The organism is Priestia sp. ST2 (genome assembly GCF_055810735.1).
This window is the reverse complement of sequence record NZ_JBVVNT010000004.1, coordinates 64,841-91,837: the sequence shown is the minus strand read 5'-3', so window position 1 is coordinate 91,837 and position 26,997 is coordinate 64,841. Positions and strand designations below refer to the sequence as shown.

31 protein-coding genes are annotated in these 26,997 nt (G+C 38.8%); 21 read left to right on the top strand and 10 right to left on the bottom strand.

Annotation, left to right across the window (positions count from 1 at the left end; all coding sequences use genetic code 11):
- Positions 1 to 50 precede the first annotated feature (50 nt).
- Entirely contained in the window at positions 51 to 2,084 is a 2,034-nt protein-coding gene (locus AC0KUU_RS17630) for a Na+/H+ antiporter (protein WP_043981597.1), read from the top strand.
- A gap of 47 nt (positions 2,085 to 2,131) precedes the next feature.
- Here AC0KUU_RS17630 and AC0KUU_RS17625 read toward each other — a convergent pair whose 3' ends face one another.
- On the bottom strand, positions 2,132 to 2,668 hold the full coding sequence (locus AC0KUU_RS17625) for a histidine phosphatase family protein (protein ID WP_013083645.1): 537 nt from the start codon (positions 2,666 to 2,668) through the stop codon (positions 2,132 to 2,134).
- 263 nt (positions 2,669 to 2,931) lie between these two features.
- Here AC0KUU_RS17625 and AC0KUU_RS17620 point away from each other — a divergent pair, with 263 nt between their 5' ends.
- A complete protein-coding gene (locus tag AC0KUU_RS17620; RefSeq protein WP_162214457.1) occupies positions 2,932 to 3,813 on the top strand; it encodes a M23 family metallopeptidase in 882 nt (293 codons plus the stop codon).
- Between the two features lie 30 nt (positions 3,814 to 3,843).
- On the opposite strand, the gene AC0KUU_RS17615 is transcribed toward AC0KUU_RS17620, so the two are convergent.
- Positions 3,844 to 4,302, bottom strand: coding sequence for a hypothetical protein (locus tag AC0KUU_RS17615; protein ID WP_013057518.1), 459 nt, complete (start codon positions 4,300 to 4,302; stop codon positions 3,844 to 3,846).
- A 199-nt stretch (positions 4,303 to 4,501) separates the two neighbouring features.
- Here AC0KUU_RS17615 and AC0KUU_RS17610 point away from each other — a divergent pair, with 199 nt between their 5' ends.
- From AC0KUU_RS17610 to AC0KUU_RS17595, 4 genes are all read left to right on the top strand, one after another.
- Positions 4,502 to 5,146 (top strand): GntR family transcriptional regulator, encoded by a 645-nt coding sequence (locus tag AC0KUU_RS17610; RefSeq protein ID WP_272911147.1) that lies wholly within the window; start codon positions 4,502 to 4,504, stop codon positions 5,144 to 5,146.
- Positions 5,147 to 5,224: 78 nt separating this feature from the next.
- Entirely contained in the window at positions 5,225 to 6,256 is a 1,032-nt protein-coding gene (locus tag AC0KUU_RS17605) for a zinc-dependent alcohol dehydrogenase (RefSeq protein ID WP_165575000.1), read from the top strand.
- Positions 6,253 to 7,014: a glucose 1-dehydrogenase gene (locus AC0KUU_RS17600; RefSeq protein WP_097825108.1), complete on the top strand. Its 762-nt coding sequence runs from the start codon at positions 6,253 to 6,255 to the stop codon at positions 7,012 to 7,014. The genes AC0KUU_RS17605 and AC0KUU_RS17600 overlap by 4 nt, the downstream gene beginning before the upstream one ends.
- A gap of 62 nt (positions 7,015 to 7,076) precedes the next feature.
- Positions 7,077 to 7,436, top strand: a complete 360-nt coding sequence (locus AC0KUU_RS17595) for a hypothetical protein (RefSeq protein WP_043981602.1) — start codon at positions 7,077 to 7,079, stop codon at positions 7,434 to 7,436.
- Positions 7,437 to 7,480: 44 nt separating this feature from the next.
- Here the strand turns inward: AC0KUU_RS17595 and AC0KUU_RS17590 are convergent, their stop codons facing one another.
- Positions 7,481 to 7,711, bottom strand: coding sequence for a hypothetical protein (locus AC0KUU_RS17590; RefSeq protein WP_322552186.1), 231 nt, complete (start codon positions 7,709 to 7,711; stop codon positions 7,481 to 7,483).
- A 263-nt stretch (positions 7,712 to 7,974) separates the two neighbouring features.
- Here AC0KUU_RS17590 and AC0KUU_RS17585 point away from each other — a divergent pair, with 263 nt between their 5' ends.
- Positions 7,975 to 8,487 (top strand): P-loop NTPase family protein, encoded by a 513-nt coding sequence (locus AC0KUU_RS17585; protein ID WP_322552185.1) that lies wholly within the window; start codon positions 7,975 to 7,977, stop codon positions 8,485 to 8,487.
- Between the two features lie 79 nt (positions 8,488 to 8,566).
- Here the strand turns inward: AC0KUU_RS17585 and AC0KUU_RS17580 are convergent, their stop codons facing one another.
- On the bottom strand, positions 8,567 to 9,238 hold the full coding sequence (locus AC0KUU_RS17580) for a glyoxalase (protein ID WP_043981605.1): 672 nt from the start codon (positions 9,236 to 9,238) through the stop codon (positions 8,567 to 8,569).
- A gap of 39 nt (positions 9,239 to 9,277) precedes the next feature.
- A complete protein-coding gene (locus tag AC0KUU_RS17575; RefSeq protein WP_028408992.1) occupies positions 9,278 to 9,679 on the bottom strand; it encodes a hypothetical protein in 402 nt (133 codons plus the stop codon).
- A 128-nt stretch (positions 9,680 to 9,807) separates the two neighbouring features.
- Here AC0KUU_RS17575 and AC0KUU_RS17570 point away from each other — a divergent pair, with 128 nt between their 5' ends.
- A complete protein-coding gene (locus AC0KUU_RS17570; protein ID WP_322552184.1) occupies positions 9,808 to 11,043 on the top strand; it encodes an MFS transporter in 1,236 nt (411 codons plus the stop codon).
- Positions 11,044 to 11,061: 18 nt separating this feature from the next.
- Positions 11,062 to 11,370 carry a GNAT family N-acetyltransferase gene (locus tag AC0KUU_RS17565; protein ID WP_162215267.1) on the top strand — a complete coding sequence of 103 codons (309 nt, stop codon included), beginning with the start codon at positions 11,062 to 11,064 and terminating at the stop codon, positions 11,368 to 11,370.
- Between the two features lie 109 nt (positions 11,371 to 11,479).
- Here the strand turns inward: AC0KUU_RS17565 and AC0KUU_RS17560 are convergent, their stop codons facing one another.
- Positions 11,480 to 12,391, bottom strand: a complete 912-nt coding sequence (locus AC0KUU_RS17560; RefSeq protein ID WP_162214452.1) for a DMT family transporter — start codon at positions 12,389 to 12,391, stop codon at positions 11,480 to 11,482.
- A 167-nt stretch (positions 12,392 to 12,558) separates the two neighbouring features.
- Positions 12,559 to 12,705, bottom strand: coding sequence for a hypothetical protein (locus AC0KUU_RS17555; protein WP_013057506.1), 147 nt, complete (start codon positions 12,703 to 12,705; stop codon positions 12,559 to 12,561).
- A 220-nt stretch (positions 12,706 to 12,925) separates the two neighbouring features.
- Between AC0KUU_RS17555 and AC0KUU_RS17550 the strand changes: the two genes are divergently transcribed.
- Positions 12,926 to 13,816: a LysR family transcriptional regulator gene (locus AC0KUU_RS17550; RefSeq protein ID WP_322552183.1), complete on the top strand. Its 891-nt coding sequence runs from the start codon at positions 12,926 to 12,928 to the stop codon at positions 13,814 to 13,816.
- Between the two features lie 84 nt (positions 13,817 to 13,900).
- Entirely contained in the window at positions 13,901 to 15,073 is a 1,173-nt protein-coding gene (locus AC0KUU_RS17545; protein WP_162214450.1) for an iron-containing alcohol dehydrogenase, read from the top strand.
- Between the two features lie 38 nt (positions 15,074 to 15,111).
- On the opposite strand, the gene AC0KUU_RS17540 is transcribed toward AC0KUU_RS17545, so the two are convergent.
- Positions 15,112 to 15,444 (bottom strand): hypothetical protein, encoded by a 333-nt coding sequence (locus AC0KUU_RS17540; protein ID WP_162214449.1) that lies wholly within the window; start codon positions 15,442 to 15,444, stop codon positions 15,112 to 15,114.
- A gap of 199 nt (positions 15,445 to 15,643) precedes the next feature.
- On the opposite strand from AC0KUU_RS17540, the gene AC0KUU_RS17535 reads away from it, so the two are divergent.
- From AC0KUU_RS17535 to AC0KUU_RS17505, 7 genes are all read left to right on the top strand, one after another.
- Positions 15,644 to 16,681: an EAL domain-containing protein gene (locus AC0KUU_RS17535; protein ID WP_043981611.1), complete on the top strand. Its 1,038-nt coding sequence runs from the start codon at positions 15,644 to 15,646 to the stop codon at positions 16,679 to 16,681.
- A gap of 172 nt (positions 16,682 to 16,853) precedes the next feature.
- Complete coding sequence (locus AC0KUU_RS17530; protein WP_322552182.1) at positions 16,854 to 18,098, top strand: YeeE/YedE family protein; 1,245 nt, start codon at positions 16,854 to 16,856, stop codon at positions 18,096 to 18,098.
- Positions 18,099 to 18,399: 301 nt separating this feature from the next.
- On the top strand, positions 18,400 to 19,506 hold the full coding sequence (locus tag AC0KUU_RS17525) for a CapA family protein (protein ID WP_043981613.1): 1,107 nt from the start codon (positions 18,400 to 18,402) through the stop codon (positions 19,504 to 19,506).
- Between the two features lie 92 nt (positions 19,507 to 19,598).
- Positions 19,599 to 19,784 carry a DUF4083 family protein gene (locus AC0KUU_RS17520; protein WP_013083625.1) on the top strand — a complete coding sequence of 62 codons (186 nt, stop codon included), beginning with the start codon at positions 19,599 to 19,601 and terminating at the stop codon, positions 19,782 to 19,784.
- 100 nt (positions 19,785 to 19,884) lie between these two features.
- Positions 19,885 to 20,118 (top strand): hypothetical protein, encoded by a 234-nt coding sequence (locus tag AC0KUU_RS17515; RefSeq protein WP_098524678.1) that lies wholly within the window; start codon positions 19,885 to 19,887, stop codon positions 20,116 to 20,118.
- Between the two features lie 103 nt (positions 20,119 to 20,221).
- The gene (locus AC0KUU_RS17510) at positions 20,222 to 20,707 is read left to right on the top strand and encodes a GNAT family N-acetyltransferase (protein WP_043981616.1); all 486 of its coding nucleotides are present in this window, start codon (positions 20,222 to 20,224) and stop codon (positions 20,705 to 20,707) included.
- A gap of 127 nt (positions 20,708 to 20,834) precedes the next feature.
- A complete protein-coding gene (locus tag AC0KUU_RS17505; protein WP_014459643.1) occupies positions 20,835 to 22,166 on the top strand; it encodes a TIGR00366 family protein in 1,332 nt (443 codons plus the stop codon).
- A 43-nt stretch (positions 22,167 to 22,209) separates the two neighbouring features.
- Here AC0KUU_RS17505 and AC0KUU_RS17500 read toward each other — a convergent pair whose 3' ends face one another.
- On the bottom strand, positions 22,210 to 23,049 hold the full coding sequence (locus AC0KUU_RS17500) for an SDR family oxidoreductase (protein WP_322552181.1): 840 nt from the start codon (positions 23,047 to 23,049) through the stop codon (positions 22,210 to 22,212).
- A gap of 224 nt (positions 23,050 to 23,273) precedes the next feature.
- Here AC0KUU_RS17500 and AC0KUU_RS17495 point away from each other — a divergent pair, with 224 nt between their 5' ends.
- From AC0KUU_RS17495 to AC0KUU_RS17485, 3 genes are all read left to right on the top strand, one after another.
- On the top strand, positions 23,274 to 24,236 hold the full coding sequence (locus AC0KUU_RS17495; RefSeq protein ID WP_013057494.1) for a carbohydrate ABC transporter permease: 963 nt from the start codon (positions 23,274 to 23,276) through the stop codon (positions 24,234 to 24,236).
- Positions 24,236 to 25,063, top strand: coding sequence for a carbohydrate ABC transporter permease (locus AC0KUU_RS17490; RefSeq protein WP_013057493.1), 828 nt, complete (start codon positions 24,236 to 24,238; stop codon positions 25,061 to 25,063). Before AC0KUU_RS17495 ends, AC0KUU_RS17490 begins: the two co-directional genes overlap by 1 nt.
- Positions 25,064 to 25,133: 70 nt before the next feature.
- Positions 25,134 to 26,417 (top strand): ABC transporter substrate-binding protein, encoded by a 1,284-nt coding sequence (locus tag AC0KUU_RS17485; protein ID WP_043981618.1) that lies wholly within the window; start codon positions 25,134 to 25,136, stop codon positions 26,415 to 26,417.
- A 122-nt stretch (positions 26,418 to 26,539) separates the two neighbouring features.
- Here the strand turns inward: AC0KUU_RS17485 and AC0KUU_RS17480 are convergent, their stop codons facing one another.
- Positions 26,540 to 26,863, bottom strand: coding sequence for a YnfA family protein (locus tag AC0KUU_RS17480; protein ID WP_043981619.1), 324 nt, complete (start codon positions 26,861 to 26,863; stop codon positions 26,540 to 26,542).
- Between the last annotated feature and the right edge of the window lie 134 nt (positions 26,864 to 26,997).

Sequence of the window (26,997 nt, the reverse complement as noted above, 5' to 3'; positions counted from 1 at the left end):
ACGTGATACCTTTAAAAGGATGTAAATAGAAGTAGGAGTCGATTGTTTTTATGGAATTTTTTCTGACGATATTAGTCTTATTGGCTTTGATTGGTCTATCTAATATCATTAATCATTTTGTACCATTTATTCCTGTTCCATTAGTTCAAATAGCTTTGGGAGCAGGGCTTGCTATCTTACCATTTGGCGGAGATGTACATTTAGAGCCTGAGTTATTTTTTATTTTATTTATTGCCCCGCTATTATTTAATGATGGAAAAAACGTGTCAAGAGCTGCTCTTTGGAAGCTTCGTACACCTATTTTATTACTAGCGCTGGGACTGGTTTTTGTAACGGTGGCAGTAGGGGGATATCTAATCAATTGGCTCATTCCTTCCATTCCGTTACCGGCGGCATTTGCACTAGCTGCTATTTTGTCCCCGACAGATGTAGTGGCTGTTGGAGCTATGGCGAGCCGAGTAAAGCTCCCTAAGCGAATTATGCATTTGCTGGAAGGCGAAGGGCTGATGAATGATGCCTCTGGTCTGGTAGCGTTTCAAGTAGCAGTAGCTGCTACCGTAACGGGCGTCTTTTCGATAGTAGATGCTACATTTCAGTTCCTTTGGGTAGCGCTGGGCGGTTTGTTTGTAGGAGCATTTATCGCTTTTTTGATTATCAGATTGCGTGTACTTGTTCGACGTTTAGGAATGGAAGATATTACGATTCATATGTTAATACAAATTCTAACTCCATTTGTTGTCTTCTACATTGCTGAACATTTTCATTTATCAGGAATCTTGGCAGTTGTAGCAGGCGGCATTGTACATGCGATTGAGCGTGACCGAGAGGAATCACCTAATCAGCAGCTTAAAGTAGTATCAAAAAGTACTTGGACGGTTATTTTATATTTGTTAAATGGCTTGGTGTTTGTACTGCTTGGTCTGCAAATACCTAAAGTGGCGAAAGCAATTATTCAAGATCCAAACTTTAATAATGGACAAGTGCTTCTTTATATTTTGATTATTACTGTCTTTTTACTTGTACTACGATTTATTTGGGTGATGGTGTCATGGTCAGTAGGCTGGTATTACAAAAATAACAAGCATCTAAAACCTGAGCCTCGGTCTATTGGCATTATCACGGTTTCAGGTGTACGAGGAGCGGTTACGTTAGCCGGAGCGTTTTCGATCCCATATACGCTTGATAACGGCAGTGATTTTCCGGAACGCTCTCTGATTATTTTTCTAGCAGCAGGCGTTATATTGTTAACCTTAGTTACGGCAAGTATTCTTTTACCTCTCATTGCGAAAACAGAAAAGGCGCCGAAGAAGCCTGAGCGCAATACAAAAGAGGTTAAAGCACGCATTAAAGTGCACAAAGCTGCTATTCAGCGGTTAAAAAGAGAAATGACCGAGGAAAATCGTGGAGCAGCCCTTTCGTTAATTTCAACGTATAATACAACGATTAATAACATCATCGTTAAAACTCATCCTTTAGAAGCCTCTGAAAACAAACAGTACGAGGAAAAAATTCGATTGCTGGCTCTTCAGGCCAAGGGGAAATTGGTGGAAAAGCTATTAAAAGAGGAAAAAATAGACCGTGAGACAGCGTATATTTGTTTGGAACATACGCACAAGCTTGAAATGGCTGTAACCAATCGTGTAAGGTACAAATTATTGGTGAGCTGGATGAGGTTTAAAAAAGTTTTATTATTACTAGTCCGAATTTTTTCACCTAATAAGCAGGCTTTAAGAAAACAAAGCTTGCGAAGAAGAAGCAAAGTGAATAAAGTACGTATTCAAATGATTGAAGAAGCGATAAAGGTCATTAAAGAAAATATGAACGAAGAAAATCGAATGATTTCACTTGCTATTATTAGCGAATACCATAGATCCATGGCAAGACTTAGAAAAGAGAGTACGGAGTATAATTCACGCAAACGTAAAAAAGCAACGAGAGATTTATGTTATAAAGCGTTTCATACCGAGCGGGAAACGGTGCAAGAACTTTATGAAAAAGGAGAAATCACGCGTGAAATCGCTCATAATATCCGAAAAGATATCGCTTTGCGTGAAGCATTAACAATTGAAGAAAATGGTTATTAAAAAGTCGCAGAGAGTAGTCTCTGCGACTTTTTCTAGTAAGTTTCATTCTATTGCTTTTCAAAAAGATAAAGCTTTCCGTTAACAGCAATATCAAACCGAGGCCCTTTAAAGCCGCGTTTTATAAGTTCTTTACGCATAAACTTCATAATGCCTCCGTGGCTGACAATCAGCAAATCGTCTTCTGACTCGGAAATGGCGCGATCTAGCACTGCTGCTACTTTTCTCTTAGTCTCAGCCATATCTTTACGAGCTTGTTTGTTGATGAGTCCGGACATGCGAAACAGTAATACCCAGAGGATAAAAGGAAGTTTAAATTTTACTGGAATAATAGGCATAGGTATTTCTCTAAGTTCCGGAAGAAGCGTGATCTCTTGTTTATAAATATGCTTTGCCGTTTTGTGTGCTCGCGGCATATCGCTTGAAAAACAGCGTTTCCATTGGATATTATTCAAATCAGTCTCTCCATACGTAATATCTGATTCATCATATTCCTGAAACCAAGCCACTAGTTCGTCAGTGGATAAGCGGTGGTTTTCTGGAAGACCTTTGTTTACTTTGTAATGACGTACTAATGCTACTTTCATTGTGAAATCTCCTTAAAATCTAAGCGCCAAAAACACTTATTCGGCGCAGCTTGATTTTCTTATTTAACGTTATTTTCATCATGCTGCACCTCCTTTCAAATATTTGTAAAATAAGTATAAAATGGATTAAGAAAATTGTAAATACGGAATAAAAGAAGATTTTGAGATAGAATAACTGGAAAATGAAACCTTTTTATAACATAAAACGTATTACTTATAGATAATTCAAACAAATTGAAATACATATAAAAGGGTGGATTACAATGATGGATACAGAGAGAAAAGTGAACATCAGAGAAGAGTTTGGAATTTTATTTGCACAAGGGGATTTTAAGAAACTTTATGATTGTGTAAGCGAAGAATTTAAACGTCAAGTTTCGCTTCAGCAATTTTTGGAGCAGAGCAAATTGTTTAATCAAGGAGAACAGTTCTACAGACTAGAAACAAATCTCTATTTAACTCCTCAAATTGAGCAGTTTATTTGGTTAAATTCTACACAGACGAAATTCATCAGCGTTATGTTTGATGAACATAACATTATACAAGCACTTGTGATTGCTCCTATAGAATCATTTTCAGAGAGAGATCGATGGAGTACAAACAAATATACGATGCCGATTCAAAGTGAATGGTTTGTCTATTGGGGAGGAAAGCATGAGGTGTTGAACTATCACCATCCAGTCGAAAAACAAAGGTATGCGTATGATTTAGTCGTGCGAAAAGGAAAGCAAAGCTATAAAAATGATGGAATGAAAAACGAAGATTACTATGCCTATGGAAAAAAAGTTGTAGCGCCGCTTGAAGGAGTCGTTATCACAGCAGTTGATGGTCAAGAAGATAATGAAATTGGACATACGAATAAAAAAAATCCTTTAGGAAATTACGTCATCATTGAGCATGAAGGAAAAGAATACAGTGTGCTTGCGCATTTGAAGAAAGGATCGGTTTCTGTGAAAAAAGGAGACGTGGTTCGTAAAGGAACGCTGCTCGGAAGGTGTGGAAATTCCGGGAATTCATCCGAACCCCACATTCATTTTCACGTCATGGATGCCTCTGACATCGAAACGTCAAAAAGTTTGCGAATTCGGTTTCATGCGGCCATTGAACCGATCCGCGGAGATACGGTTATTCCATTTTTTTACTGATTAAAAAGCCATAGCGTTTGCTGTGGCTTTTTATGCAGGACTTTCCTCAAATATAAAGTCAAGCAGCCGTTGAAACAAGTAAAGGATAATAGCTACGGTAGTCATGACAAGGAAAAGCCCAAAATGACTGATATCATACAGATTATAAAGCCCGATTTTAGCAAGAAAAGGAACAATAACATAACCATGAATCAAATCCAAAATAATGTTAACAATTATGTACAAGATAAACCCCGGATACGTCAGGTAAAAGACAAAGATCGTAATCACAATATGAAGGCAATAAATCGTTGCTCCCATGCTAGTAAGAAAAAATACGTTTTCTTGAACCGTCCACCAGTGCATTTTTTCCGCTACTTGATAGGCGATTGTCATCATTAATGCAGCAAATAACCCTACAGTAAAAAATCGTTTAACACGCTGTTTATCAAGCAGCAGCAGTAAAAACCATGGAATAACAAGAATCCCCCATAATATAATTTGATTCATTCATCTTCCCACCTTTTATTTATCAGTAGTTCTTAGTGTAAGAAAGAGTTGTAAAAATATACATTCTATAAAGAAAACGTTTACAATCAGATTACTTCTCTATATACTAAATCTTGAATACTTGTATACAAGTTGGCTAAGGAAGTGATGACACATTAAAAAGGTAACCTACCCGGAAAAATGGCTTCGCGGAGCCTCGCTGGGAGAGCAAGTTGTAAGCAAATTAAGAATTCAAATTATGAGCGGCGAGCTGAAGAAAGGAACCATACTATCGGAAAATCAGCTCTCGGCAGAGTTTGGAACGAGTCGATCTCCTATAAGAGAAGCGCTGCGGACCCTTTCAAACGAAGGACTCATTGATTTACAGCGAATGGGAGCAGTTGTTATTGGTTTAACAGCTAGGGATTTAAACGAGCTGTACGATGTTCGTCTGCTTTTAGAACATTTTGTCTTAGAACGTCTATCTGAAGTCAACCATGATTCGCTTATTAAAAAGCTTGAGCAAAGTATTGATCAAATGAACATGGCAGCTAAATACGATGACTATGTAGAGTTTGCTTATCAAGATTTGCGGTTTCATGAGCTCGTGATTATCGAAGCAGGCCACAAACGGATATTAAAATTGTGGGAAAGCATCCGTGAAATTATTTTAGCTGCTCTTTTAATTACTACTGAAAAAAGATTTCGAGATGATAAAGCAGCTGTGCTCCCACTGATAAAGCAGCATCATGAAATGATTAAAGCATTAAAGTCTCAAAATACAGAACGTATTCAAGATGAAGTGAAGCGTCACTTTGAAGACACGCGAAATACGATAACAGCTTCACTTTTGAATGAAGCATAAAAAAGGATAAAAGATTCAAAATGTTTTTGGACCTTTTTATCTTTAACTTGTCGACAAGTATACAAAGGGGATGGAAAAATGAAAGCAGGTGTCTACGTTTCAGAAACAAAAGCCGTTATGCAGCAAAAAGCGAAACCGGTTATAAAAGAAGGAGAAGCGCTTGTAAAGGTATCTCATGCTGGAATTTGCGGAACGGATATGATGATTTATTTTGGAAAACATCCTAGATCACAAGCGCCACTTATTATGGGGCATGAATTCAGCGGAGTTATAGAAGAGATCCGAGGGGAAACGAAATTTTCTTTAGGTGACCGCATAGCAGTTGAACCTACGCTTAGCTGCAGAACGTGTGAAGCCTGTGTAAGAGGACAGTTTCACGTTTGTAAGAAGTTAAAACTAATCGGCATTGATCAAGATGGAGGGTTCGCGCAGTACGTGGCTGTTCCAGTGAACCGCCTTCACCTCTTGCCAGAGAAACTGTCTAGCGCGCATGCAGCTCTTGCAGAACCTGTAGCAGTTGCCGTACATACAGTACGACGCTCGCGGTTGAAAGTAGGAGACCAAGCTGTCATTTTAGGAGCAGGACCTATTGGACTGCTGATCGGGATGATTGCGAAACGAGCAGGAGCAAAAAAAGTAATGATCTCAGATATTAGTTCTTATCGCTTAACTAAAGCGAAAGAACTTGGCTTTATACCAATTGATGCAACGAAAAAAGACGTCGTAAAAGAAGTGCGCTTGCTTACGAATGACGTCGGTGCAGACGTTGTATTTGAAGTAGCTGGAAATCAAATGACAGCAAAACAAATGGTTGAAACAAGCCGTATTCAAGGAGAGATTGTGGTGGTGAGCGTATATAAAAACGCTCCAGAAGTAGATTTAGCAGCAATGCACTTTAAAGAAATTTCATTAACTACAACGAGATGTTATACAAGGGAAGATTTTCAGACGGCTATTGATTTACTGGCAAACGGTGAAATAGCAGCAGATTCTTTAATTTCTCATAAACTGCCGCTTGAAGATCTTCAAGCGGGGTTTGAGTTTATGCAGCGGCCTGATGAATCACTTAAGGTTTTATTTGCACCAAACGGAGAGGAGAATGAACAATGACAGTAGATTTATTTTCTTTAGATGGTAAAGTAGCAGCGATTACGGGAGCAACGAGAGGAATTGGAAGAGCAATGGCGATTGCTTTGGCAGAAGCAGGTTCGGATATCGCTCTTCTGCAGCGATCGAAGGAATTTCTTGGAGTAAAAGAAGAGATTGAACGTCTCGGAAGAAAATGCTTTATTGTTAATTGTGATCTAGAAAATGCTTCTGAAGTAAGCGAAGCGATCTCATCGGTTGTTGCTTATTTTGGCAAGCTCGATATTTTAGTGAACAACGCTGGCATTCAAAGACGTTCACCCGCTGTAGACTTTGCAGAAGAAGATTGGGATGCTGTTATGAATGTTAATTTAAAAACCGTATGGTTGTTATGTCAGCAGGCGGGCCGCCAAATGCTTAAACAAGGAAGCGGAAAAATTATTAATATGGCATCTTTGCTTTCTTACCAAGGAGGTATTACCGTTCCGGCTTATGCTGCAGCAAAAGGCGGAGTTGCTCAGCTTACAAAGGCTTTATCTAATGAATGGGCAGCAAAAGGCGTAAATGTTAATGGAATTGTACCAGGGTATATTGCTACTGATATGAATGAAGCACTTATTAACGATGAAACGCGCAGCAGACAAATCATTGAACGTATTCCCGCAGGCAGATGGGGGGAAGCAGATGATTTTAAAGGAGCGGTTGTCTTTTTAGCATCTGATGCATCTGCCTATATTCATGGGCACTTACTTGCTGTAGACGGAGGCTGGCTAGGAAGATAACGCATGAATGAACGAATTTTTTCATATCATGAACAAACTTAATTAAAAGGAGCGTTCGTGGTATGAAAAGGTGGATGTTAAATATGGGTATTTCTGTCACAGTGCTCATAACTGCTTGGGCGGTGTATACCAAGCCTGAAGAGAAAGAGGTTTCGCTATTTTCTTACGATCAGCCTTCTATAGTTGTTCAAAAAGAAAGCACAGACTTTGAAAAAGCGTTAAAAGCTTTTTTGACGCAGCATGGCTTTCAAGAAGTTAGGGTGCTGAATAACTATGCGGAAGCTCAAATTCTAGTTCTTCTGCCCCGCGAACACCTTTCTTCTCATAAGAAAAGGGAAATTCAGCAAATGGTAAATCAAGTTGCCAAACAGTATCACGTTCATCCTGATGTAGTTAATGTTCAGCTATATGAAAAAAAGTAAAAAGCCTTTTAGAAAGGGGAATCCCCCTCGATAAAAGGCTTTTTTTACTCTTTCTTCTTCTCTTGTTCAGCGAGCTCTTCGTGTCTTTTAAAATGTGATTTTCCTAACGCATACACAAAACTAAAAAACAAAGGAAGTAAAATAGTCAGCAGCACAAGGCGGGTAAGCATATCGCCCAAATCATTTCTTGTTAAGTAAATATTAATAGCTGCAATGACAATATAAACAAAAATACCGAGGTTTCGTAAAAATCTCTTTAGCATAGATGCATTCATTTTTTTCACCTTACTTTTATATACTCACATTTAAGGTAAAGGAAACGATTCATAAAAGCAACCTATTTACTACAAAGCAAGAAGGAATATAGGGATTTATAATGAATATTTATAGGTTGCCTGAAAATCATGGAAATAAAAATCCTAACATGAAGTCGTTTTATAAAGAAGCTCGCTCCGAGTACACTGAATGCGCCGAGTCAGCTATAAACAGCTCCCTTCTCTTCAATCAGCTTTATTTCTTAAAAAGGTAAGGTGATAAGATGAAAAGAGTACTGGTAATGGGCGTTTCTCCAGGAGTAGGAAAGTCTACATTTGCCAAGAAATTAGGGGGAAAGCTTGATCTAGAAGTATATCATTTAGACAGCCTGTATTGGCAGCCTGGCTGGACGGAAAGAGACAATGATAGCTTTAGAGAATTGCAGGAACACATTGTAAAAAAAGACAGCTGGATTATCGACGGGAACTACAGCAATTCCTATGACCTGCGAGTGAAGCGTGCAGATACCGTTATTTATTTAGAGCTGCCGCTAATCGTTTGTATGTACCGAGTAATAAAGCGGAGAATCGTATATGCAAGAAAAACGCGTGAAGATATGGCAAAAGGATGCCCTGAAAAAGTAGATTGGTCATTTTTTACGTTTATTCTTACTACGTATCGAGAACGGAAAAAAAAGATGAGAAACCGGTTTAAAAAGCTTAAAAATGATGAGGATTACAAGGTTTTTATGCTGATGAACAGAAAGGACATCGAGAACTATATACAAAACCTATAGGAAGGAGTATGTGCTGAATTTTGAACAAAAATAGCCACGTAACAAGTTCGCTTGTTACGTGGCTTTATTAAAAAAACAATCATTCTTGCGTAATCTTCAACATTCCTTCTTCGTCGAGCGCAAGCGTTAGAGAATGATTGACTTTTACCATTAATGGATGAACTTCAGAGTCTCGGTTCGAAAAAAACCACCTTCTTTTAGGCGTCCCTACAAGAAAAAACGCACTGCCGCTTCCTAAAAAGTTAAAGGTCTCGTTTAATAGCCTGTTGTTACGTACGGTGATACCGGAGTTAATAAGCTGTGTCCCTACAGAGTGGACATGAGGAGTTGTCAAGTTGATTTCTCCTATGCTTAAAAGCGACTTAGAAGAAAAGGGGTCCTTGGATGACGCGCAGTCCGAATGTCTTGAAATGTATTCAACAATATTATGAGCAGGGTCTTCAAAATAAAAGGAATGAGCATCAAATGCTTCAAAATAAATCTCATCTTTCTTCTCTTCTGTATTGAGGAAGACTCTCTGAGTAGCCCATTGCTTTGCTTCCATAAACCGGTTTGCTGGAATATTAAAAGCAAAATGGTAAAAGGGCTTTGTATGTAGAGAACTTTCTTTAAAGGTTAGCTCACTTTCACCAACCTTGATGGAAAAAGAACGCGGTGAAGCGGCGGTTAATGGAAAATCGAGAGAATTTACATAAAAATCCTTCATTGTGTCCAATAAGTGGGTGTACAGGACAGCTTGATTAATGATCATAAACCATTCCTCCTCGTTTAAGCGTTGTCTAAAATGGTATTACACAAATTTTTCGCTCTCTTTTTGATTACTGCTTTTCCAGTGAAGCTGAAAAGAGCCTTTATGCTCAGAGCCTACAAAATTAATACGATATCTCCTCGTTTTTTCAGGTGTTAAATAAAGAGAGTTATTAGTCATTTCAAAAAATCGTGTCTGTTTTGGATCTTCTACGTACAGGGACAGGTCTCCGCTTTTGGTATTTTTAGATAGCGTAAAAGCGTAGGTTACGCCTTTTTTGAGTTTAATGCTCCGGGAGTAGCGGCCCGTAAAGCTGTCGTATTCGCCAAAGAAAACCTCACTTCGTTCCTTTTTTATTTTGCCTCCTACAATTTGATTTTCCTGGCCGTTAAAGTTAATAAGTAAAAAAGCGATAAGAACAATAAGAAAACTATATTTAAACATAAAAACCTCCATCTACTAAATTATAGATAGTTTTGGATTTCGTCAAATAGTGTTATAGTTTAAAGGGAAAAATTAACAAAAATGAATTATCTTTTTGCATGTTACGTCTAACAGAAAGGAGAAAAGAATTGACTCAGCGTTTTTATCTTTTAGCAGCAAGTCAAGTAACCGCAAATGTAGGTTTTGTTCTTTATACAATGGCTGTCACTTCCTATATAAAGGAAAACACCGGTTCAACAGCTCTTGCGTCGATGATTACGATGACGAGCTTACTTGCACGGCTCCTTAGCGGCCTTATCGTACCTTTACTAGCCGATACGTATAAATCCATTGACATTATGCGGTCTGTTCAAGTGATGCAGATAGGGATGCTTGTTGGATTGTATGTGCTGCTTACACAAGAATTTACAGTCACAGTACTAACGATGGGTTTTATCATTGTTGGAATCATTTCTTTTTTTAACGGCTTTTTTTCCATTTTTAAAACGTCAGTTGTACGCAGCTTAGTAAATGATAGTCAAAGAATGCAGGCGAATAGCTTGCTTTCAACAATTGATCAAACTTTTCTGTTTGCAGGGTGGTCGCTTGGTGGTTTCGTTTTGTCCTTAACGGGATCCACTCAGTCTCTCTTTATAACGGCAGGTCTTCTATCGCTTTCATTTGTTTGCTTACTGTTTATAAAAGAAGCCCATACATATAAACAAACACAAAAGCGAAGAGCGGCAAAACTAATGGAAGGATGGCGCTTTTTATGGATACATAAACGCATCAGAGCCCTCGTTATAATGGACATTATCGAGTCGCTTTTTGGAACCATTTGGATTGGAGCTATTACTCTTTCTTTTGTGAAAGAAGTGCTTGAAAAAGGAGAAGCGTGGTGGGGATATATAAACGGTGCGTATTATTTTGGAAGCATAGTTGGAGGAATTATTGTGTACCGAATGTCTTCTATGGTAAAAGGAAGGCTTTTGCTTTTTATGTTCTTAGGCTCACTCGGTTATGCTGTTTTAACCGGTTTTTACGGTCTAGTAACGAACCCGTATCTAGCTTTAGTACTTTTGATAATGATGGGTCCTGCCTATCAGCTTCGAGATGTAGCTCAGGAAACCATTTATCAAAATACCTGCAGCAATGGGATGCTTCCTAAAGTAATAGCGGCAAAATCAACTCTTGTACAGGCTGTGTTTATACTTTCCATAGCATTTGTAGGGACAGTAGCCGATCTGTTTGGGGTAAGGTTTGTATATCTATTTTCAAGCTTCATGCTACTTTTAACGGCTCTAATAGGCATGGCAGGATTAATGTATAACAAGCATTCTATCGAAATAGACAAGACATCTGCTGAACGTAGAGAAGGTATATGAGAATCATTAGGCTAATGTATCTTATGGAGCATTTACAGTCAACACAACAAATTAATTGGCGTAGCTGGCCTTAATGAAAATCCTCACAGCCAGTATGCTAACGCTGGAAGAGTAAGGAGGTTTTATGTTTCAGCTCAATTGTGCAGAAAGGGTATAGGCAAGCGACTTTTAAAAGAAGTCATTCACTGTGCAGAGAATTATTACGACAGCCTCGGATTCTATACGGATCCGGACAAAGCGAAACTATTTTATGAACGAAACGGTTTTAAACGCGTATACAATCAGCATAAAATCACTCATGAATATAAACTAAAAAATGTTCATTAATCAAACTAACGGGTGTTTAATTCAATTAGGACATTAAAATAATATACGAATAACGCCCAGAAAAAATCTGAGCGTTATTAGCATGAATTAACCGAACCCGTTACTCTTGTTAGTTTGCTTTTTTAAGTTTAAGAGCTGTTTTAGGAGCAGGGCTTTTTTTGACAATATACAAACCGCTAAAAATAATAAGTCCTCCAAGCAGCTGCATAGCATTGATGGTCTCTCCAATAGTTACAGCAGCAAAAACAACGGCGAACAAAGGAATAACATACATGTAAACCATTACTTTTGTAGAACCAATTTTTCCAATTCCTACATACCACATCACCAGCCCGTACACTGTCACGAACAAAACAGAGTATGCCAGAGAGCTCCAGCTACCTATATCTGTTGGCCATACAAGTTTTTGATAGGTGAAAAGACAGTAGACAGTAAGCGGAATAGCGCCGATTAAAGCGGACCACGCAGTCACGCGCAAAGCAGAATATTTTACGACTAAAGGTTTTGCTAAAATCGGGTACCAGCCCCAAGCAATGGCTGCCACAATCCCCATGATGTTTCCGAACCATGCAAGCTGCGACAGCGCATGACTAGAGTGACCAAACAGCAGTACAAACGCAGCCCCAAAAAAAGCAAGCACAGAGCCTAGCTGTGTTTTTAACGAAAAAGCTTCATGCTTATATAATATAGCTAGGATTCCTGTGAAAATAGGAGACATCGAAATAAGTAAAGAAGCATTTGTAGCTGTCGTATACTTAACAGATACCATAAACAGCGTTTGATAGAGCGTAACGCCTACTATACTGACCGCTATTAAGCGTCCCCAGTCTTTTTTTTCGATCCGAATGCCTCGCTCTATTATTCCTGTAATAAGTAAAAGAATAGGAGCAACCATTATAAAACGCAGTGCGCTAAATTGAATGGAAGACATATGAGCAACTCCAAATTTTCCGATTGCATAATTGGCTCCCCAAATTAACGCCACGGATAATAATATCCATTCCAGCCAGCCTTTTTTCATGTAATCACCTCGAGTAAGTATAGAAACTAAATAAGTGCGAATATCCTTAGTTACAAAGTATACAGGAAGAAATTATGTAAAAGGCCAGCCAATTCAGCTATTTTTATCTCATCCACTTGTTTTTAATACAAATAAAAAAGCAGCTGCATTAGCTGCGTTCATGATTGTTATCCACATTGTTCTATCTCATCTAATCGCACAAGTTCGACTTTAAAAGCATGATCAATCGGTCGGATTTCACAGTATCCTGAATCATATACGTGAATCAGTACAAAGCGTTTTCCTTTATATAACACTTCTTTGTAGGCTGTCATGAGATACACCCTTTCTTTTCATAGGTTTGTTTTTCATTCTATGAACAAAAAACGGCGTAATTGCCTAATATAAAAAGAATTTTTAAGGTTGATAAAATTGCTTGGCAAAACGAGTTCGCTTATACTGTACTGTGATTCTATTTACGTATAAGTTCTAATTACTAGAACAGCTTTAACATATGGACAACGAAACCAAACAGCAGTACATAAGGAGCAGCACATGGATATTAATTATTTATATACATTTAAAGAAGTAGCGAAGTGGGGGAGCTATACACGAACGGGCGAGGAGTTAGGGTATGCTCAGTCAAGCGTTACCACTCATATAAAAAAATTAGAGGATCATTACGGTCAAAAACTATTTGAACGAACAGGACAAAAAATGAAGCTGACTCAGCCTGGTGAAGAATTGCTTTATTATGTGAATCAAGTAACCGAGTTATTAAATGAAGCAAAAGAGCGTCTTACTACGAACGAAGATGCTAGAGGAACCGTTTCAATAGGAACCGTGGAGTCGCTGGCCGCCTATTTTATTACACCGTATATTCGTGAATTAAAAAAACAGTACCCTTCTCTAAAGATTATGCTAGAAGCGGGTTTATGTCCAAATTTAACACAAGGAATTATTGACGGAAAGTATGATGTAGCCGTTTTGCTTGATCGCCTTCAAACATCTTCAAGTTTAGAAGTGATTCCTATTCGAAAAGAAAGCATGGTTATGATTGCTTCGTCTTCTCATTCTTTTAGTAAAAGAAACAGCGTTCTAATGGAAGAGTTTGAGGGAGAGACCATTATTTTAACTGAGAGCGGCTGCCCTTATCGCACGCTTTTAGAAGAGATGATGCGCAGCAGCGGTATTCATATGCAATCGGTCATCTCGTTTAGCAGTCTTGAAGCGATTAAACAGTGCGTAGCGGATAATTTAGGTATTGCTCTTGTACCGGAAATAGCGGTAAAACAAGAGATGGAAAGTGGAAAACTGATTAAAGTCCCGTTTGACCACGAAGAATTTTATCTTTATTCACAGCTTATCTTCAAAAAGAAAAAATGGCTGACGGCACCTATTCAACAATTTATTTCACTTGTTAAAGAAGGTTATCAAAAATATTGATAATAGATATAGAGAATCTTCAATAATGATGAAGTAGTTTTCGTGCTACACTTTTTATAAAACATGAAACTAGAGGTGTAGAACATGAATATATTTTTGCAGCACAATCCTACAAAATTATACTTTGGAAAAAATCAAATTACGAAGCTATCGCAAGAGCTTGCTTCTTATCATAAACAAGTAAACGTTCTGTTAGTATACGGAGGAGGAAGTATCAAACGAAATGGCGTATACGACGAAGTGAAAGCTGAACTTCAGTCTATTAACGCGGTTGTTCACGAGCTGTCTGGTGTAGAACCTAATCCTCGTTTGACTACGGTAGCTAAAGGCGTGGACATCTGTAAAAAAGAAAACATTGATTTTCTTTTAGCCGTTGGGGGAGGAAGTGTAATCGATTGTACAAAAGCTATTGCAGCTGGAGCCGTGTATGAAGGAAATACATGGGATTTAATTACACGTAAAAAAGAGATTACAGATGCGCTTCCTTTTGGAACGGTATTAACACTTGCAGCAACTGGGTCTGAAATGAATTCAACTTCTGTTATAACAAATTGGGAAACAAAAGAAAAGCTCGGATGGACGTCTTCTCACGTATTTCCCGTCTTTTCTATTTTAGATCCGGCGTACACATTTTCAGTGCCGCGCGATCAAACCGTCTATGGAATTGTTGACAGTATGTCGCATGCGCTTGAACACTATTTTCATCGCACGGAAAATACGCCGATGATCGACGGCTTTATTGAATCTTTACTAAGAACGGCTATACAAGAAGGTCCTAAGCTTCTTAAAGATCTGACTTCTTATAAGTATCGTGAAACGATGATGTATATCAGCACGACGGCGTTTAACGGAAGCTTAGCAAACGGAACGGACGGGGGAGACTGGGCTACTCACCGTATCGAACATGCTCTGTCGGCCGTATATGATATTCCCCACGGAGGCGGTCTTGCTATCTTGTTCCCTAACTGGCTGGAGCACGTCTTAAAAGAAGACCCTTCCCGTGTAAAACAATTGGCTGTAAACGTATTTGGCATTGATCCAGCAGGAAAAATCGATGAAGAAACAGCAATGGAAGGAGCAAAAGCGCTTCGCACTTTCTGGAATGACTTAGGAGCCCCGAACTGCTTGCGTGACTATGATATTGATGATCGTGAATTTGATGCGATTGTTGAAAAGACCTTTGTAAAACCAGGTGTTGGCACTTATAAAGAGCTTGACTATGCAACCGTTCGAGATATTCTAGAAAGATCCAAATAAAAAAAGACGAGCTGCCTGCTCGTCTTTTTTATATGTACTCAATAATCCATTAGAAAATAAAGAAAAAGAAAAAAGCACAGCACAATGCATCCTGCTCCTACCGTTATTTCGGAAAAACCTTGAATAAACGTACTTTTAGGACTGCCTCCATCGTTTTGCAGATGAAATACACGTTTTCTTTTGCGTTCATGTACGATTACCAACAAACCAAAAGCAACCGATAATAAGGTGAAGAGCGGCACCGCGATTAAAAACAGTTTAATAGAATACGCCCAGTACGATAGATACAGCATATAATACATTGCTCCGGTACTTAAGGCAAAGAGTATTAAAGAAAATAAAAACCACTTCGTAAACCGGTTTTTGCTCATGTATCGTTCACTTCCTTTTATCAAGTGCGTCTTATGATGTAGACAATAAAATACGTCTATCATTTTACCAAAACTTTTTGGTACATTCTATTTTAACGGGAAAATAGGGTTTGTAAGTTTCTTAAAAGTGGTATAGTTCCTAAGAACTATCCATGTATACATACAAAAAACTGATGATAAATGAGGGAGAAGATGAGCTATGGGGTGCGACGCGTGTCTGCCAATTAGGACAGGATATACGGTTTCTTTTCAGAAATCAAGCGATGTGAAGAAATTGGAAAAATACTTTAAAGATATTTCTCAAAGCCAATGGAAGACTCTTGGAGAAGATATGGTCTGGATGAGGGAAGATATCTTTTGGAGTTTTATGGATTATGTTCATCAGCATCTAGACCCTCGGCATGTGTGGGCTGTAGAAGCCAAGCAGCGGAGCCCGTTTGAAAACCTGCGGGGTATGGAGCCAATCACCGTTTTTCAAAAAATGAAAGATGCCTTGTGGATTGATGAGCTGATTGAAGACAAGCGAATTTGCTCATATTATCAGCCCATTGTATCGATTGATCACGAACGCGTGCATATCGTTGGCCACGAAATTTTATCAAGAGGATTAGAAGAAGACGGAAGTATTATACCGCCTTTTAAAATGTTTGAAGCTGCTCAAATAAGAAATAAAACCTTCGCTCTTGACCGAGCCTGTCGCTTAGAAGCTGTAAAAAATGCTAGTATTATTGATCGTCAGCTGATTTTTATTAACTTTATTCCTACAGCAATATATAATCCCGAGCATTGCTTGGCATCTACATTTGCGTTAATTCAAGAATTGAATATAAAACCCGAACAAATAGTGTTTGAAGTGATTGAAACCGAGGATGTTCAAGATATTGAGCATTTAAAAAACATTTTGAATTATTATCGTTCCCACGGATTTAAATATGCTTTAGATGACGTAGGTGTTGGTTATAACACGCTGAAGAGGCTTTTAGAAGTGGAGCCTGACGTGGTGAAGTTAGCATTTGAATTCACAAACGGAGTCAGTAAAAATGAGAAACAGAAAAAAGTGGCCCAAGAGATGTTAGCTATCACCCATAAAATGGGGGCGAAGGCTCTTGCGGAAGGAGTAGAGACAGAAGAAGATTTAAAATGCCTGATAGAGATGGGATATGATTTGTTTCAAGGGTATTATTTTGCAAAGCCTCATCCTACTCCGATAAAAGAGATTCATTCTATTTACGCTTAGCAGCGAAAAGCAGAAGAATAGAAACTTCTGCTTTTTGTATGACTAAAGGTAAGAATATTTAAAAAATAAACAATTCACTTTCATTTTGCTAAACAGTTTACAGGAGAAGGGAAGTGCTATAAGATGATAAATATTAATTCTTAGTATTTCTATCAGAAAAGGAGTGGATGATGTGTCGCAAACGTTGCACTCATCATATAAATCAAAGCCTACTACTGTTGTAACAGAATTAAGTCCTATGCAAAAGCCATTATTTGCAGGAGGGGTTATAGCAGCAGTTATTTTATTTCTTGCGATTGTGCTCACGACTAATTGGACGCAAGGTGTTTTATTTATTATCGGCCTAGCGTTAGGGATGACGCTTCTATACGCACGTTTTGGCTTTACATCAGCATTTCGCCGCCTTGTATCTGTCGGCAATGTTCAAGGCTTGCAAGCGCATATGCTTATGCTTGCAATTGCGTCAACATTGTTTGCTATTATTTTAAGTACAGGCTTTAGCTTTACAGGGGTAACGCCAAAAGGATATGTCTCACCTGTAGGAGTAAGCGTGATAGTTGGTTCGTTTATGTTTGGAATTGGCATGCAGTTAGGAAATGGATGTGCCTCAGGGACGCTGTATTCGTTAGGCGGAGGTTCTTCTTCTATGATTTTAACACTTTTAGCCTTTATTGTAGGTTCTATGTTTGGGGCGTATCATTTGCCATTTTGGCAAAAGCAACCTTCGCTTCCCCCTATCTCATTAGCTGAATCGACAGGTCTTGGTTATTTTGGAGCTTGGATTATACAGCTTATCGCGTTCGCAGCGATTTACTGGATTACGATTCAAATTGCTAAAAAGAAAAATCCGCCTATGATGAAACAGCTTCCTACTACAAAAGGGTGGAAAAAGATTATTCGAGGCTCTTGGCCTCTATTCACAGCAGCGATTGTGCTGGCAGTATTAAATGCATTGACGCTTGCTGTAAGAGGAAACCCTTGGGGAATCACTTCTGCTTTTGCATTATGGGGCGGAAAAGCCATGATGGCAGCCGGGATAGATGTATCGAGCTGGGGATTTTTCCAAGGTGCAAATGGAGAAGCGCTAACGCAAAGTGTGCTAGCAGACTCTACCAGCGTGTTAAACTTTGGGATTATACTAGGGTCCTTCATTTCAGCGACGGCGCAAGGGACGTTCAAACCAGGAAAGATTAAGCCCGGAGTTGCGGGAGCAGCTGTTGTTGGCGGCCTTTTAATGGGGTATGGTGCGCGTCTTGCTTTTGGCTGTAACATCGGCGCTTACTTTGGCGGTATTGCTTCATTTAGTCTTCATGGATGGGTATGGATGGTTATGGCGATGCTTGGCACAGGCTTAGCACTATTTATCCGACCGATATTTGGACTCAAAAACCCTAAATCTAATGATTCGATTTGTTAAGTTTAGATAAAACCTTCTTTGCATGAGCAAAGGAGGTTTTTTATTTTAGGTGATCTTTGAAAACCTCTATATTTTTGTAAATTCCTTGACGTTTATCAAAGATCATCAGCTTTCTTCATAGCGCTTGTATTAAAAAAACCTCTTGTTTTAACTCAAAAAGAAGATAGGAATTTCCTTTTTTTATAAAAATTTCACTTATTTTGCCGATATAACAGGAAGATTGTATGTATTTGGCGAAATGTACATTAAACACCATGTCCAAACACAGTTATTAAAACGTAAAAAGGGGTTTTAACGTTACATGAATAAGTATTTAAAAAAAGCTGTTATTTATGGAAGTTTGTGTTTTTTACTAGGAGCGTGCGGAGGAGCAGGAGAACAAACATCTTCTGAACCGCAGAAAAAAGAAGAAGCTGTAAAATCTAAAGAAGAAGCGACAAAAAAAGAAAAAAAAGAGGGCATTAATACAACCATTAAAATTAGCGCAGCGGGAGATTTTACTTTAGGAAATGATGAAAGCTTCAGCTATGATTCTACTTTTAATGACGTAGCGGCAAGAAATGGCCTTCCGTATTTTACGCAAAATGTAAAGTCGATTTTTGAACAAGATGATTTAACAACGGTTAATTTAGAAACGACGCTGACAAAGGCGACCGAAAAAGCAAGTAAAACATTTCGTTTTAAAGGTGATCCTTCTTTTGTGAATATTTTAAAACAAGGAAGTATTGAAACCGTTAACTTAGCTAATAATCATACACGTGATTATTTACAGCAAGGATATGATGATACAAGAGAGAACTTAAAGAAAAGCGGAATAGGCTATTTTGGCTATGAAGATACATACATCACAACGGTAAAAGGAGTCAAAGTAGGATTGCTTGGATATCCGGGCTGGGATGACACCAAAGAAATAAGAAGCCAGATTAAAGACGGAATTAAGTCTTTAAAAGAAAAAGGAGCTAAAATTATCATTGTGCATTTCCACTGGGGGTCTGAACGACACTATGTTCCTGATACAGCGCAGCAAGCATTGGCGAAATATACAATTGATAACGGAGCAGATTTAATTTTAGGTCATCATCCTCATGTTGTTCAAGGAATTGAAGAGTACAAAAATAAATTTATTGTCTATAGCTTAGGAAACTTTATGTTTGGCGGAAACAAAAATCCAAGTGATAAAGATACATTTGTATTTCAGCAGACGTTTACGATTAAAGATGGAAAGCTAACGACGAATAAAGACATCAACGTCATTCCATTCCGTATTTCTTCCACAACAGCACGAAACGACTACCGACCTACGCCTTTAACAGGCCCGGAAAAGGACCGAGTGAAAAATAAACTGATTGATGTTTCCAATCAAATCAAACAGGAAAAGTGGACAGTTTACGATGAAGATAGTAAATGAAGCTCTCAGCATTGAGAGCTTTTTTTTATAAAATAAAACAAAAATAACCAAAAAAATGATATAATGTAAAAAAATAGATTAAAGGTGGAACTATGGTTAATATAGGTGATATGATTTTTCAAATTCTTATGCTGCTTATCCTGATAGGAATAGCAGGAGTAATAATTGCATTTATTATAGGCTTAAAAAGGTTGATTCAAAAGCAGGGGGCAAATGAAAAAAGGCTTCAGCGTATGGAGCAAAAGTTAGATGATATGCTGAAAAATAAAGAGTCTTGACTATACAGAAGCACTGTCAATACATCAGTGCTTCTGCACTTGACATTTTATAAAAAAGCAGTAAGATATGTATACATCATTTATATAGGGAGGAAGTTACATGGCAAAGTCAAAAGCAAAAAAAATGCGTGATAAAATGACGCGTGAAGGCAAGCGAAACCCAGAATTAAACCGCAGTCTGTTTGTATTTGCAGACATGGAAACGCGGAAAACCAAAACAAAGAAGGAAAAACTTCAGCATCAGCACACAAAACATAAAAAACGATTATCAGACGGAGCGTACAGTACCGGAGATGATCGTTTTTTTATTGCGTTTCATACATCTACAAAATGAAAAAAGAGCTTTTTGACTATCCATCTTCACTTTGCTCAAATATTTTTACTGTAAACTTTCACAAAAAACCCTTATGATAGGAAAAGAAGGGGATGAACTAAGAATGCTTACGATTGAAAAAGTACCTAAAGACCAAGCGGGCGTTTTGCAAAATTTGTATTCTCTTTATCTCCACGATTTATCTGCTTATACACCTTCTTTAGATATTTGCGAAGATGGAGCTTTCCACTTTGAAGAGCTGCCGCTGTTTTGGAAAGTAGAAGGCCTCTCGCCATACTTTATTAAAGTAGATGATAAGCTGATGGGCTTTTTTTTACTTCTTGAACAGCCCGCACTTCAGCAGGAAGCAGATTACTGCATCAATGATTTTTTTATCTTAAACAAATACCGAGGGCAGGGCATCGCTTCCAAAACGGTAAAAGACATTTTCTCTCATCGAAAAGGAACATATATGATTATTGAGCTTGCAGGCAATAAGCGGGCTATTTCATTTTGGAAACATATTTATAAAAGCTTACATATTTCCTTTCAAGAAAAGAAAATTGAACTTGACGGAGAACCAACTCTTATTCAAACATTTAGTGTGTAAAACCCTTCTGAAAAACAGAAGGGTTTTTTATTTAAACTAAATATTAACAATTTTCAACAAATTATGTATAATTAAAGATGCTTGTCGACATTTATTCACAGGAGTATTCCTGTAAAGGAGGAGTAAAATGAAAGCGTTATCTAATTTCTTTACGGCGCTTGTGCAGCGTTTTTTACCTGATCCGTTTGTATTTGCTTTAATCTTGACGCTGATTTTATTTGTATCAGGTATTGTTTTTACTCCTCACGGGCCGATTGAAATGGTTCAGTTTTGGGGAAGTGGCTTTTGGAACCTTTTGGCATTTGCGATGCAAATGAGCTTAGTGCTTGTCACGGGACATGCGCTTGCCAGCTCGCCGCTTGTAAAGAAGTGGCTTGTGAACATAGCACTGTTAGCCAAAACTCCGGCGCAAGGGGTAATTCTTGTCACGCTCGGCGCAGCTATGGCCTGTATGATCAATTGGGGGTTTGGCTTAATTGTAGGTGCGCTGTTTGCGAAAGAAGTAGCGAAACGCGTGCCGGGATCTGATTACCGGTTTTTAATTGCCTGTGCTTACATAGGGTTTTTAACATGGCACGGAGGCTTGTCGGGTTCGATTCCTCTTGTCGCTGCTACACCTGGAAACCCAATGGAAAAAACGGCTGGACTTATTCCGCTGTCAGACACGATTTTTACGGGGTACAACTTATTTATTACCCTCGGGTTATTAATTGTCCTCCCTATTATGACAAGACTGATGATGCCGACGGGAAAAGAAGTGGTAGAAATTGATCCAAGACTGTTGGCGGAAGATGAAATGGCTCCGGCTACAGTTGTTGAGACAACTTCTTCTAAGCCAACATTTGCTGTACGCATGGAGAACAGCAGGTTTTTAAGTCTGACGATTGCGCTTCTTGGGTATTCATATTTAATTTATTATTTTGCTACAAACGGTTTTAAAATGGATATTAACACAGTGAACTTATTGTTTTTTACAACGGGTATTTTACTTCACCGCACGCCTTTATCCTATATGAATGCCGTTTCTAATGCTGCGAAAGGAACCGCTGGGATTGTGATTCAGTTTCCATTCTACGCAGGTATTCAAGGCATGATGGAGCTATCAGGCTTAGGCGGGAAGCTAACGAACGCATTTATCTCGATTTCAAATGAAACGACATTTCCGTTTCTTGCGTTTTTAAGTTCTGGCGTTGTGAACTTTTTTGTTCCGTCTGGAGGAGGACACTGGGTTGTACAAGGACCTTTTATTATGCCGGCAGCTGAACAGCTCGGCGTAGATCCGGGAGTCGCTGCGATGGCCATTGCCTACGGAGAAGCATGGATGAATATGGCGCAGCCGTTTTGGGCACTGCCCGCACTAGCTATCGCAGGGCTCGGAGCGCGCGATATAATGGGCTACTGCGTGACGACCTTAATTGTATCAGGCTTTATTTTTGCTATAGGACTAACGTTTTTCTAATACGAAAAGGTCAGCTGAAAAGCTGACCTTTTTTTATTCTACATTATAAGCCAACTTCGCGTGCACTCCAGTTCCAGAATTCTTCTGCGAGTCGTTCATTTTTTGCTCTTGAAGAAGGGGGTGTAACGCGTTTTTTATAAAAATAAGCGCCGCTAATATGCGTCACTTCAGGGCTGACTGCTAAATAAATAGCTGTTTCGGCACCTTGAAGAGGTGTTAAAAAGAAAGGGCGAAGCACGGCGTGAACGCTTTTTCCAAAACCCGTTTGACGATTAACGCCGATAGCGGTAGAGACTGCACCGGGGTGTAGGCAATTTACGGTTACAGAAGTATCTTTTAGCTTTTTACTTAAATGGATCGTAAATAAATTATTCGCTAATTTAGACTGAGAGTATCCTCGCCATATTCCGAATCCTGTTGTTAAGTGAGGGTTGCTGAAGTCTATTTTTCCAGCTTTATGAGCACCGGACCCAACGTTTATAATGCGTCCTTGCTGAGATTTTTTCAGCAGATCTAAAAGTAAATTAGTTAACAAAAAGTGACCCAAATGATTGACACCAAGCATCATTTCAAAGCTGTCTTGGGTTGTTTCACGCTTGATTGTCACCACGCCCGCGTTATTAATCAGCAGGTCAAACACGCTGTAGCGAGACGTAAAGTCTTCACTGAAAGCCCGAATACTGTCAAGAGAACCTAGGTCACAGGTCATAAGAGATATGGAATCCGATCCGCTTTGACGCTTCGCTTCTTCTAAAGCCGTATTTCCTCTTTCTTCATTTCGGCATACCATAATGACTTCGAATCCTTTTTTAGCTAGTTCAATCGTTGTGGCCAGCCCCATTCCAGAATTGGCACCCGTAATTAACGCTCGTTTGGCTGTCATGCGTATGTTCCTCCCAACTACATCTTTTTTCTAGTGTATAGGATAAGAAGATACGTCGTCCACTTCTAGCTTTTCTTTCATGCATACTTTAAAAAAATGCGTAAAATGTGCACAAGGGAGAAAATGTTGCACAAAGGTCAATATTTTACACCCTACTCGTCAATTAAAGCGGTTTCATAAATAGCTGATTTCGCTAAAATAAGACATAGGGAGGTGCTAGTAAGATGAATAGCCAAAGTAAATTACAGGAGACAGAATATGTTCCTTTAGAGCAAGAACTTAAAAGAGAACCATCCATTAATACAAAAAAACGTAAAAATTTGAAAAATGTAGGTTTATTTGCACTATTTGTAGGGCCCGCACTTTTAGCGTTTTGTGTGATTGTACTTATACCATTTTTTACAGGGATTTATTACTCATTTACAGACTGGAACGGAGTAAACGGCACGATTAACTGGGTGGGCCTTGATAACTTTAAGTACTTGTTCACCGAAGATAAGCAGTTTCAGCAGTCGTTTTGGATCACAACAAAATATACGGTCGTTGCGATTATCTTAACGAATGTGGTGGGGTTCGTGTTAGCAATCCTTGTTACTCAAATGTTAAAAACACGAAATATTTTACGTACGGTTTTCTTTATGCCGAATTTAATTGGCGGACTTTTACTAGGATTTGTATGGCAGTTCATTTTTGTAAAAGGATTTGCATCTATCGGACAAATCACGGGAATTTCGCTTTTTGAACTTCCTTGGTTGGGAGACGCAAAAACAGCATTTTGGGGCATCGTGATTGTAAGTGTATGGCAAGGAGCGGGTTATATCATGCTTATTTACACAGCAGCACTGCAAAACGTACCGCAAGAGCTAATTGAAGCAGCAAAAATTGACGGAGCAAGCAGATGGCAAATTCTTCGTCACATTACAATTCCAATGGTAGCACCGGCAGTAACGGTTTGTTTATTCTTAACGATTTCATGGTCATTCAAAGTATTTGATGTCAACTTATCATTAACAAACGGTGGTCCATTTAAATCAACAGAAATGTTAGCGCTTAACATTTATACAGAAGCATTTGTTAATAACAGATACGGTCTAGGTGAAGCAAAAGCCTTAATTTTCTTCATCGTCGTAGCAGCAATTACAATTATTCAAGTAACATACACCAAGAAGAAGGAGGTTGAATCGTGATGGGAAACAAATATACGAGCAAAACCTTTATTGTTGAAATTTTAGCAGTCCTGCTTGGACTAGTGTTCTTGGTACCATTTTATTACGTGCTTTCAAACTCACTGAAGTCATTTGCAGAAATTTTGTCAAACACATCGGCACTGCCGACAACAATTCAGTTTCAAAACTTTGTTAATGCATTCAACCAAATGAATTACTTAAAAGTGCTTAGCAACTCGCTGATCATTACAGTCATTAGTAACGCAGTTCTAGTCATCTTCTGTTCAATGGCAGCTTACATGCTGGTTCGAACAAAGAAAAAAATCAGCAGCATTATCTTTATGGCATTCGTAGCGGCAATGGTTATTCCGTTTCAATCCATCATGATTCCGCTTGTAAAAGTAGCAGGAAACTTAAATCTGTTAAACAGCATCTGGGGTATTGTGATCATGTATTTAGGCTTTGGTTCAGGTATGACGATTTTCTTATACCACGGATTTATTAAAGGAATTCCAGTCGAGCTAGAAGAAGCAGCAATCATCGACGGATGCTCACGTCTAGGCGTATTCTGGAGAATTGTGTTTCCGTTATTAAAACCAATTACAGTAACCGTAGTTATCTTAAACAGCCTATGGATTTGGAATGACTTCTTACTTCCGTCTCTTGTTCTGCAAGATCCTGAGCTAAGAACAATTCCGCTTGCCACATTCTTCTTCTTTGGTCAGTATACAAAGCAGTGGGATTTAGCACTAGCAGCACTTGTGATCAGTATTATCCCGCTATTAATCTTCTTCTTTGCAATGCAAAAACACATTGTTAAAGGAATTACAAGCGGTTCAATTAAATAATAGAAACGGCAACAGGGCTGATTTTGATGCTGAGGCGTCAAAATCAGCAGCAAATAGGGAGGAACGGAAAATGGCATTTAAAATGAAAAAATGGCCTTTAGCAGCAGGTGTTTTATCGGCTACGCTTTTATTTTCAACCGCGTGTTCAAACGAAAGTGCATCGGGTAATAAAAAAAGCGGCGGAGATCAAGTAGTAGTAGATGTATTTCAAGGAAAAGTAGAAATCGCTGATCAGCTAAAAGCTTTAACTGATCAATATACAAAAGAACATCCAAACGTAAAGTTTAATATCCAAACGGTTGGTGGAGGAGCTGACGGCGCAGCTGCTTTAAAAGCACAGTTTGCGTCGGGTAATGCACCTGATCTTTTCACAAACGGCGGATATCAAGAGGCAAAAACATGGAAAAATAAATTAGAAGATTTATCGGATCAGCCGTGGATTGATGACGCGTATGAAAACACACTTACACCAATGACGATGGACGGTAAAGTATATGGGCAGCCGATCAGTCTTGAAGGCTACGGATTTACATATAACAAAAAACTGTTCAAAAAAGCAGGCATCAAAGAACTTCCAAAAACATATTCAGAATTAGAAGCAGCGGCTAAAAAGCTGAAAGCTGCCGGTATTACGCCATTTTCTATCGGCTACGGCGAGTGGTGGGTGCTTGGAAACCACGGCTTAAATATTCCATTTGCTAGTCAAAAAGATCCGGATGCATTTATTAAAGGGTTAAATGACGGCAGTACGAAAATCGCAGGAAACGAGCAGTTCAAACAGTATGTAAAGCTGCTTGATTTAACGGTAAAATACGGAAATAAAAATCCGTTAACGACGGACTACAACACGCAAGTAACGAAGTTTGCGAACGGTGAAGCAGCGATGATTCAGCAAGGAAACTGGATTCAGCCAATGCTTGATAAAATTACGCCGAACATGGATGTAGGCATTTTGCCTATGCCGTTAAGCGATGATGCAGCTGTATCTGACAAGCTTGCAATCGACGTTCCAAGCAATTGGGTTGTTCACAAGCAAGCGCCAGCGGCAGATAAAAAAGCAGCCAAAGATTTCTTAAACTGGATGGTTACATCTAAAGAAGGTCAAAAAGCGTTAGTAGAAGACTTTAAGTACATTCCAGCCTTTAAGTCAATCGAAGCAAAAGACATCGGTCCTTTAGGCGAAGAACTTCTTAAATATTCTAAGGATCAAAAAACGATTCCTTGGGAATGGACAAAATTCCCTGAAGGCGTAACGCAAAAATTTGGAGCGGATGTACAAGAATACATCGGCGGCCAAACATCTGAAGATGAGCTGTTAAAATCATTAGATAAAAGATGGGCTGAGTTGAAGTAATGAAAAAGACAACCTTGGGGTTGTCTTTTTTGTAAGTGCATAAACTGGCAATATAGCTGTATTTATCTAAAAAAATAAAAGGCGGCAGAATTCATGTATTCTGCCGCTTTCTGCGTTATCATTTAACTTCTTGGCCAAAGCATAACGGCTACGCCAAGTAGACACACAAGTCCGCCAATCCAATCATATGTATCGGGCATTTTTTTATCAACCCACCACGCCCAAAACAGGCTTAAAACAATAAAAATACCGCCGTAAGCTGCATATACACGTCCAAAGTCCGGGAACGACTGCCACGTAGCAATGACGCCGTACAGCACCAAAGCAATACCGCCCAGAAGTCCTAACCAGCTTGATGCTCCTTCGCGCAGCCACTGCCAAATCAGATAGCCTCCGCCAATTTCAGCAAGGCCTGCTAAACTAAAAAGAAAAATTGCTTTAATCATAAACTATACTCCTTATATCATCATTCCATCTCTTTATTCTATCTTACTTTCTTAGTTTGATAAATCATTCGTTTGCTTTAAATAAGTACACTGGAAAGCATTCCTTTATCAATTTGTCTTCAAACCTGCTAAAC

Coding starts and splice junctions, on each gene's coding strand:
- AC0KUU_RS17585 (WP_322552185.1), top strand. CDS start 7,975: ATGAAAAGAGTACTGGTAATGGGCGTTTCTCCAGGAGTAGGAAAGTCT.
- AC0KUU_RS17580 (WP_043981605.1), bottom strand. CDS start 9,238: ATGATCATTAATCAAGCTGTCCTGTACACCCACTTATTGGACACAATG.
- AC0KUU_RS17630 (WP_043981597.1), top strand. CDS start 51: ATGGAATTTTTTCTGACGATATTAGTCTTATTGGCTTTGATTGGTCTA.
- AC0KUU_RS17575 (WP_028408992.1), bottom strand. CDS start 9,679: ATGTTTAAATATAGTTTTCTTATTGTTCTTATCGCTTTTTTACTTATT.
- AC0KUU_RS17505 (WP_014459643.1), top strand. CDS start 20,835: ATGAAAGCGTTATCTAATTTCTTTACGGCGCTTGTGCAGCGTTTTTTA.
- AC0KUU_RS17500 (WP_322552181.1), bottom strand. CDS start 23,049: ATGACAGCCAAACGAGCGTTAATTACGGGTGCCAATTCTGGAATGGGG.
- AC0KUU_RS17485 (WP_043981618.1), top strand. CDS start 25,134: ATGGCATTTAAAATGAAAAAATGGCCTTTAGCAGCAGGTGTTTTATCG.
- AC0KUU_RS17540 (WP_162214449.1), bottom strand. CDS start 15,444: ATGAGCAAAAACCGGTTTACGAAGTGGTTTTTATTTTCTTTAATACTC.
- AC0KUU_RS17545 (WP_162214450.1), top strand. CDS start 13,901: ATGAATATATTTTTGCAGCACAATCCTACAAAATTATACTTTGGAAAA.
- AC0KUU_RS17605 (WP_165575000.1), top strand. CDS start 5,225: ATGAAAGCAGGTGTCTACGTTTCAGAAACAAAAGCCGTTATGCAGCAA.
- AC0KUU_RS17590 (WP_322552186.1), bottom strand. CDS start 7,711: ATGAATGCATCTATGCTAAAGAGATTTTTACGAAACCTCGGTATTTTT.
- AC0KUU_RS17520 (WP_013083625.1), top strand. CDS start 19,599: ATGGTTAATATAGGTGATATGATTTTTCAAATTCTTATGCTGCTTATC.
- AC0KUU_RS17525 (WP_043981613.1), top strand. CDS start 18,400: ATGAATAAGTATTTAAAAAAAGCTGTTATTTATGGAAGTTTGTGTTTT.
- AC0KUU_RS17515 (WP_098524678.1), top strand. CDS start 19,885: ATGGCAAAGTCAAAAGCAAAAAAAATGCGTGATAAAATGACGCGTGAA.
- AC0KUU_RS17600 (WP_097825108.1), top strand. CDS start 6,253: ATGACAGTAGATTTATTTTCTTTAGATGGTAAAGTAGCAGCGATTACG.
- AC0KUU_RS17555 (WP_013057506.1), bottom strand. CDS start 12,705: ATGACAGCCTACAAAGAAGTGTTATATAAAGGAAAACGCTTTGTACTG.
- AC0KUU_RS17490 (WP_013057493.1), top strand. CDS start 24,236: ATGGGAAACAAATATACGAGCAAAACCTTTATTGTTGAAATTTTAGCA.
- AC0KUU_RS17535 (WP_043981611.1), top strand. CDS start 15,644: ATGGGGTGCGACGCGTGTCTGCCAATTAGGACAGGATATACGGTTTCT.
- AC0KUU_RS17620 (WP_162214457.1), top strand. CDS start 2,932: ATGATGGATACAGAGAGAAAAGTGAACATCAGAGAAGAGTTTGGAATT.
- AC0KUU_RS17510 (WP_043981616.1), top strand. CDS start 20,222: ATGCTTACGATTGAAAAAGTACCTAAAGACCAAGCGGGCGTTTTGCAA.
- AC0KUU_RS17625 (WP_013083645.1), bottom strand. CDS start 2,668: ATGAAAGTAGCATTAGTACGTCATTACAAAGTAAACAAAGGTCTTCCA.
- AC0KUU_RS17480 (WP_043981619.1), bottom strand. CDS start 26,863: ATGATTAAAGCAATTTTTCTTTTTAGTTTAGCAGGCCTTGCTGAAATT.
- AC0KUU_RS17495 (WP_013057494.1), top strand. CDS start 23,274: ATGAATAGCCAAAGTAAATTACAGGAGACAGAATATGTTCCTTTAGAG.
- AC0KUU_RS17615 (WP_013057518.1), bottom strand. CDS start 4,302: ATGAATCAAATTATATTATGGGGGATTCTTGTTATTCCATGGTTTTTA.
- AC0KUU_RS17595 (WP_043981602.1), top strand. CDS start 7,077: ATGAAAAGGTGGATGTTAAATATGGGTATTTCTGTCACAGTGCTCATA.
- AC0KUU_RS17550 (WP_322552183.1), top strand. CDS start 12,926: ATGGATATTAATTATTTATATACATTTAAAGAAGTAGCGAAGTGGGGG.
- AC0KUU_RS17560 (WP_162214452.1), bottom strand. CDS start 12,391: ATGAAAAAAGGCTGGCTGGAATGGATATTATTATCCGTGGCGTTAATT.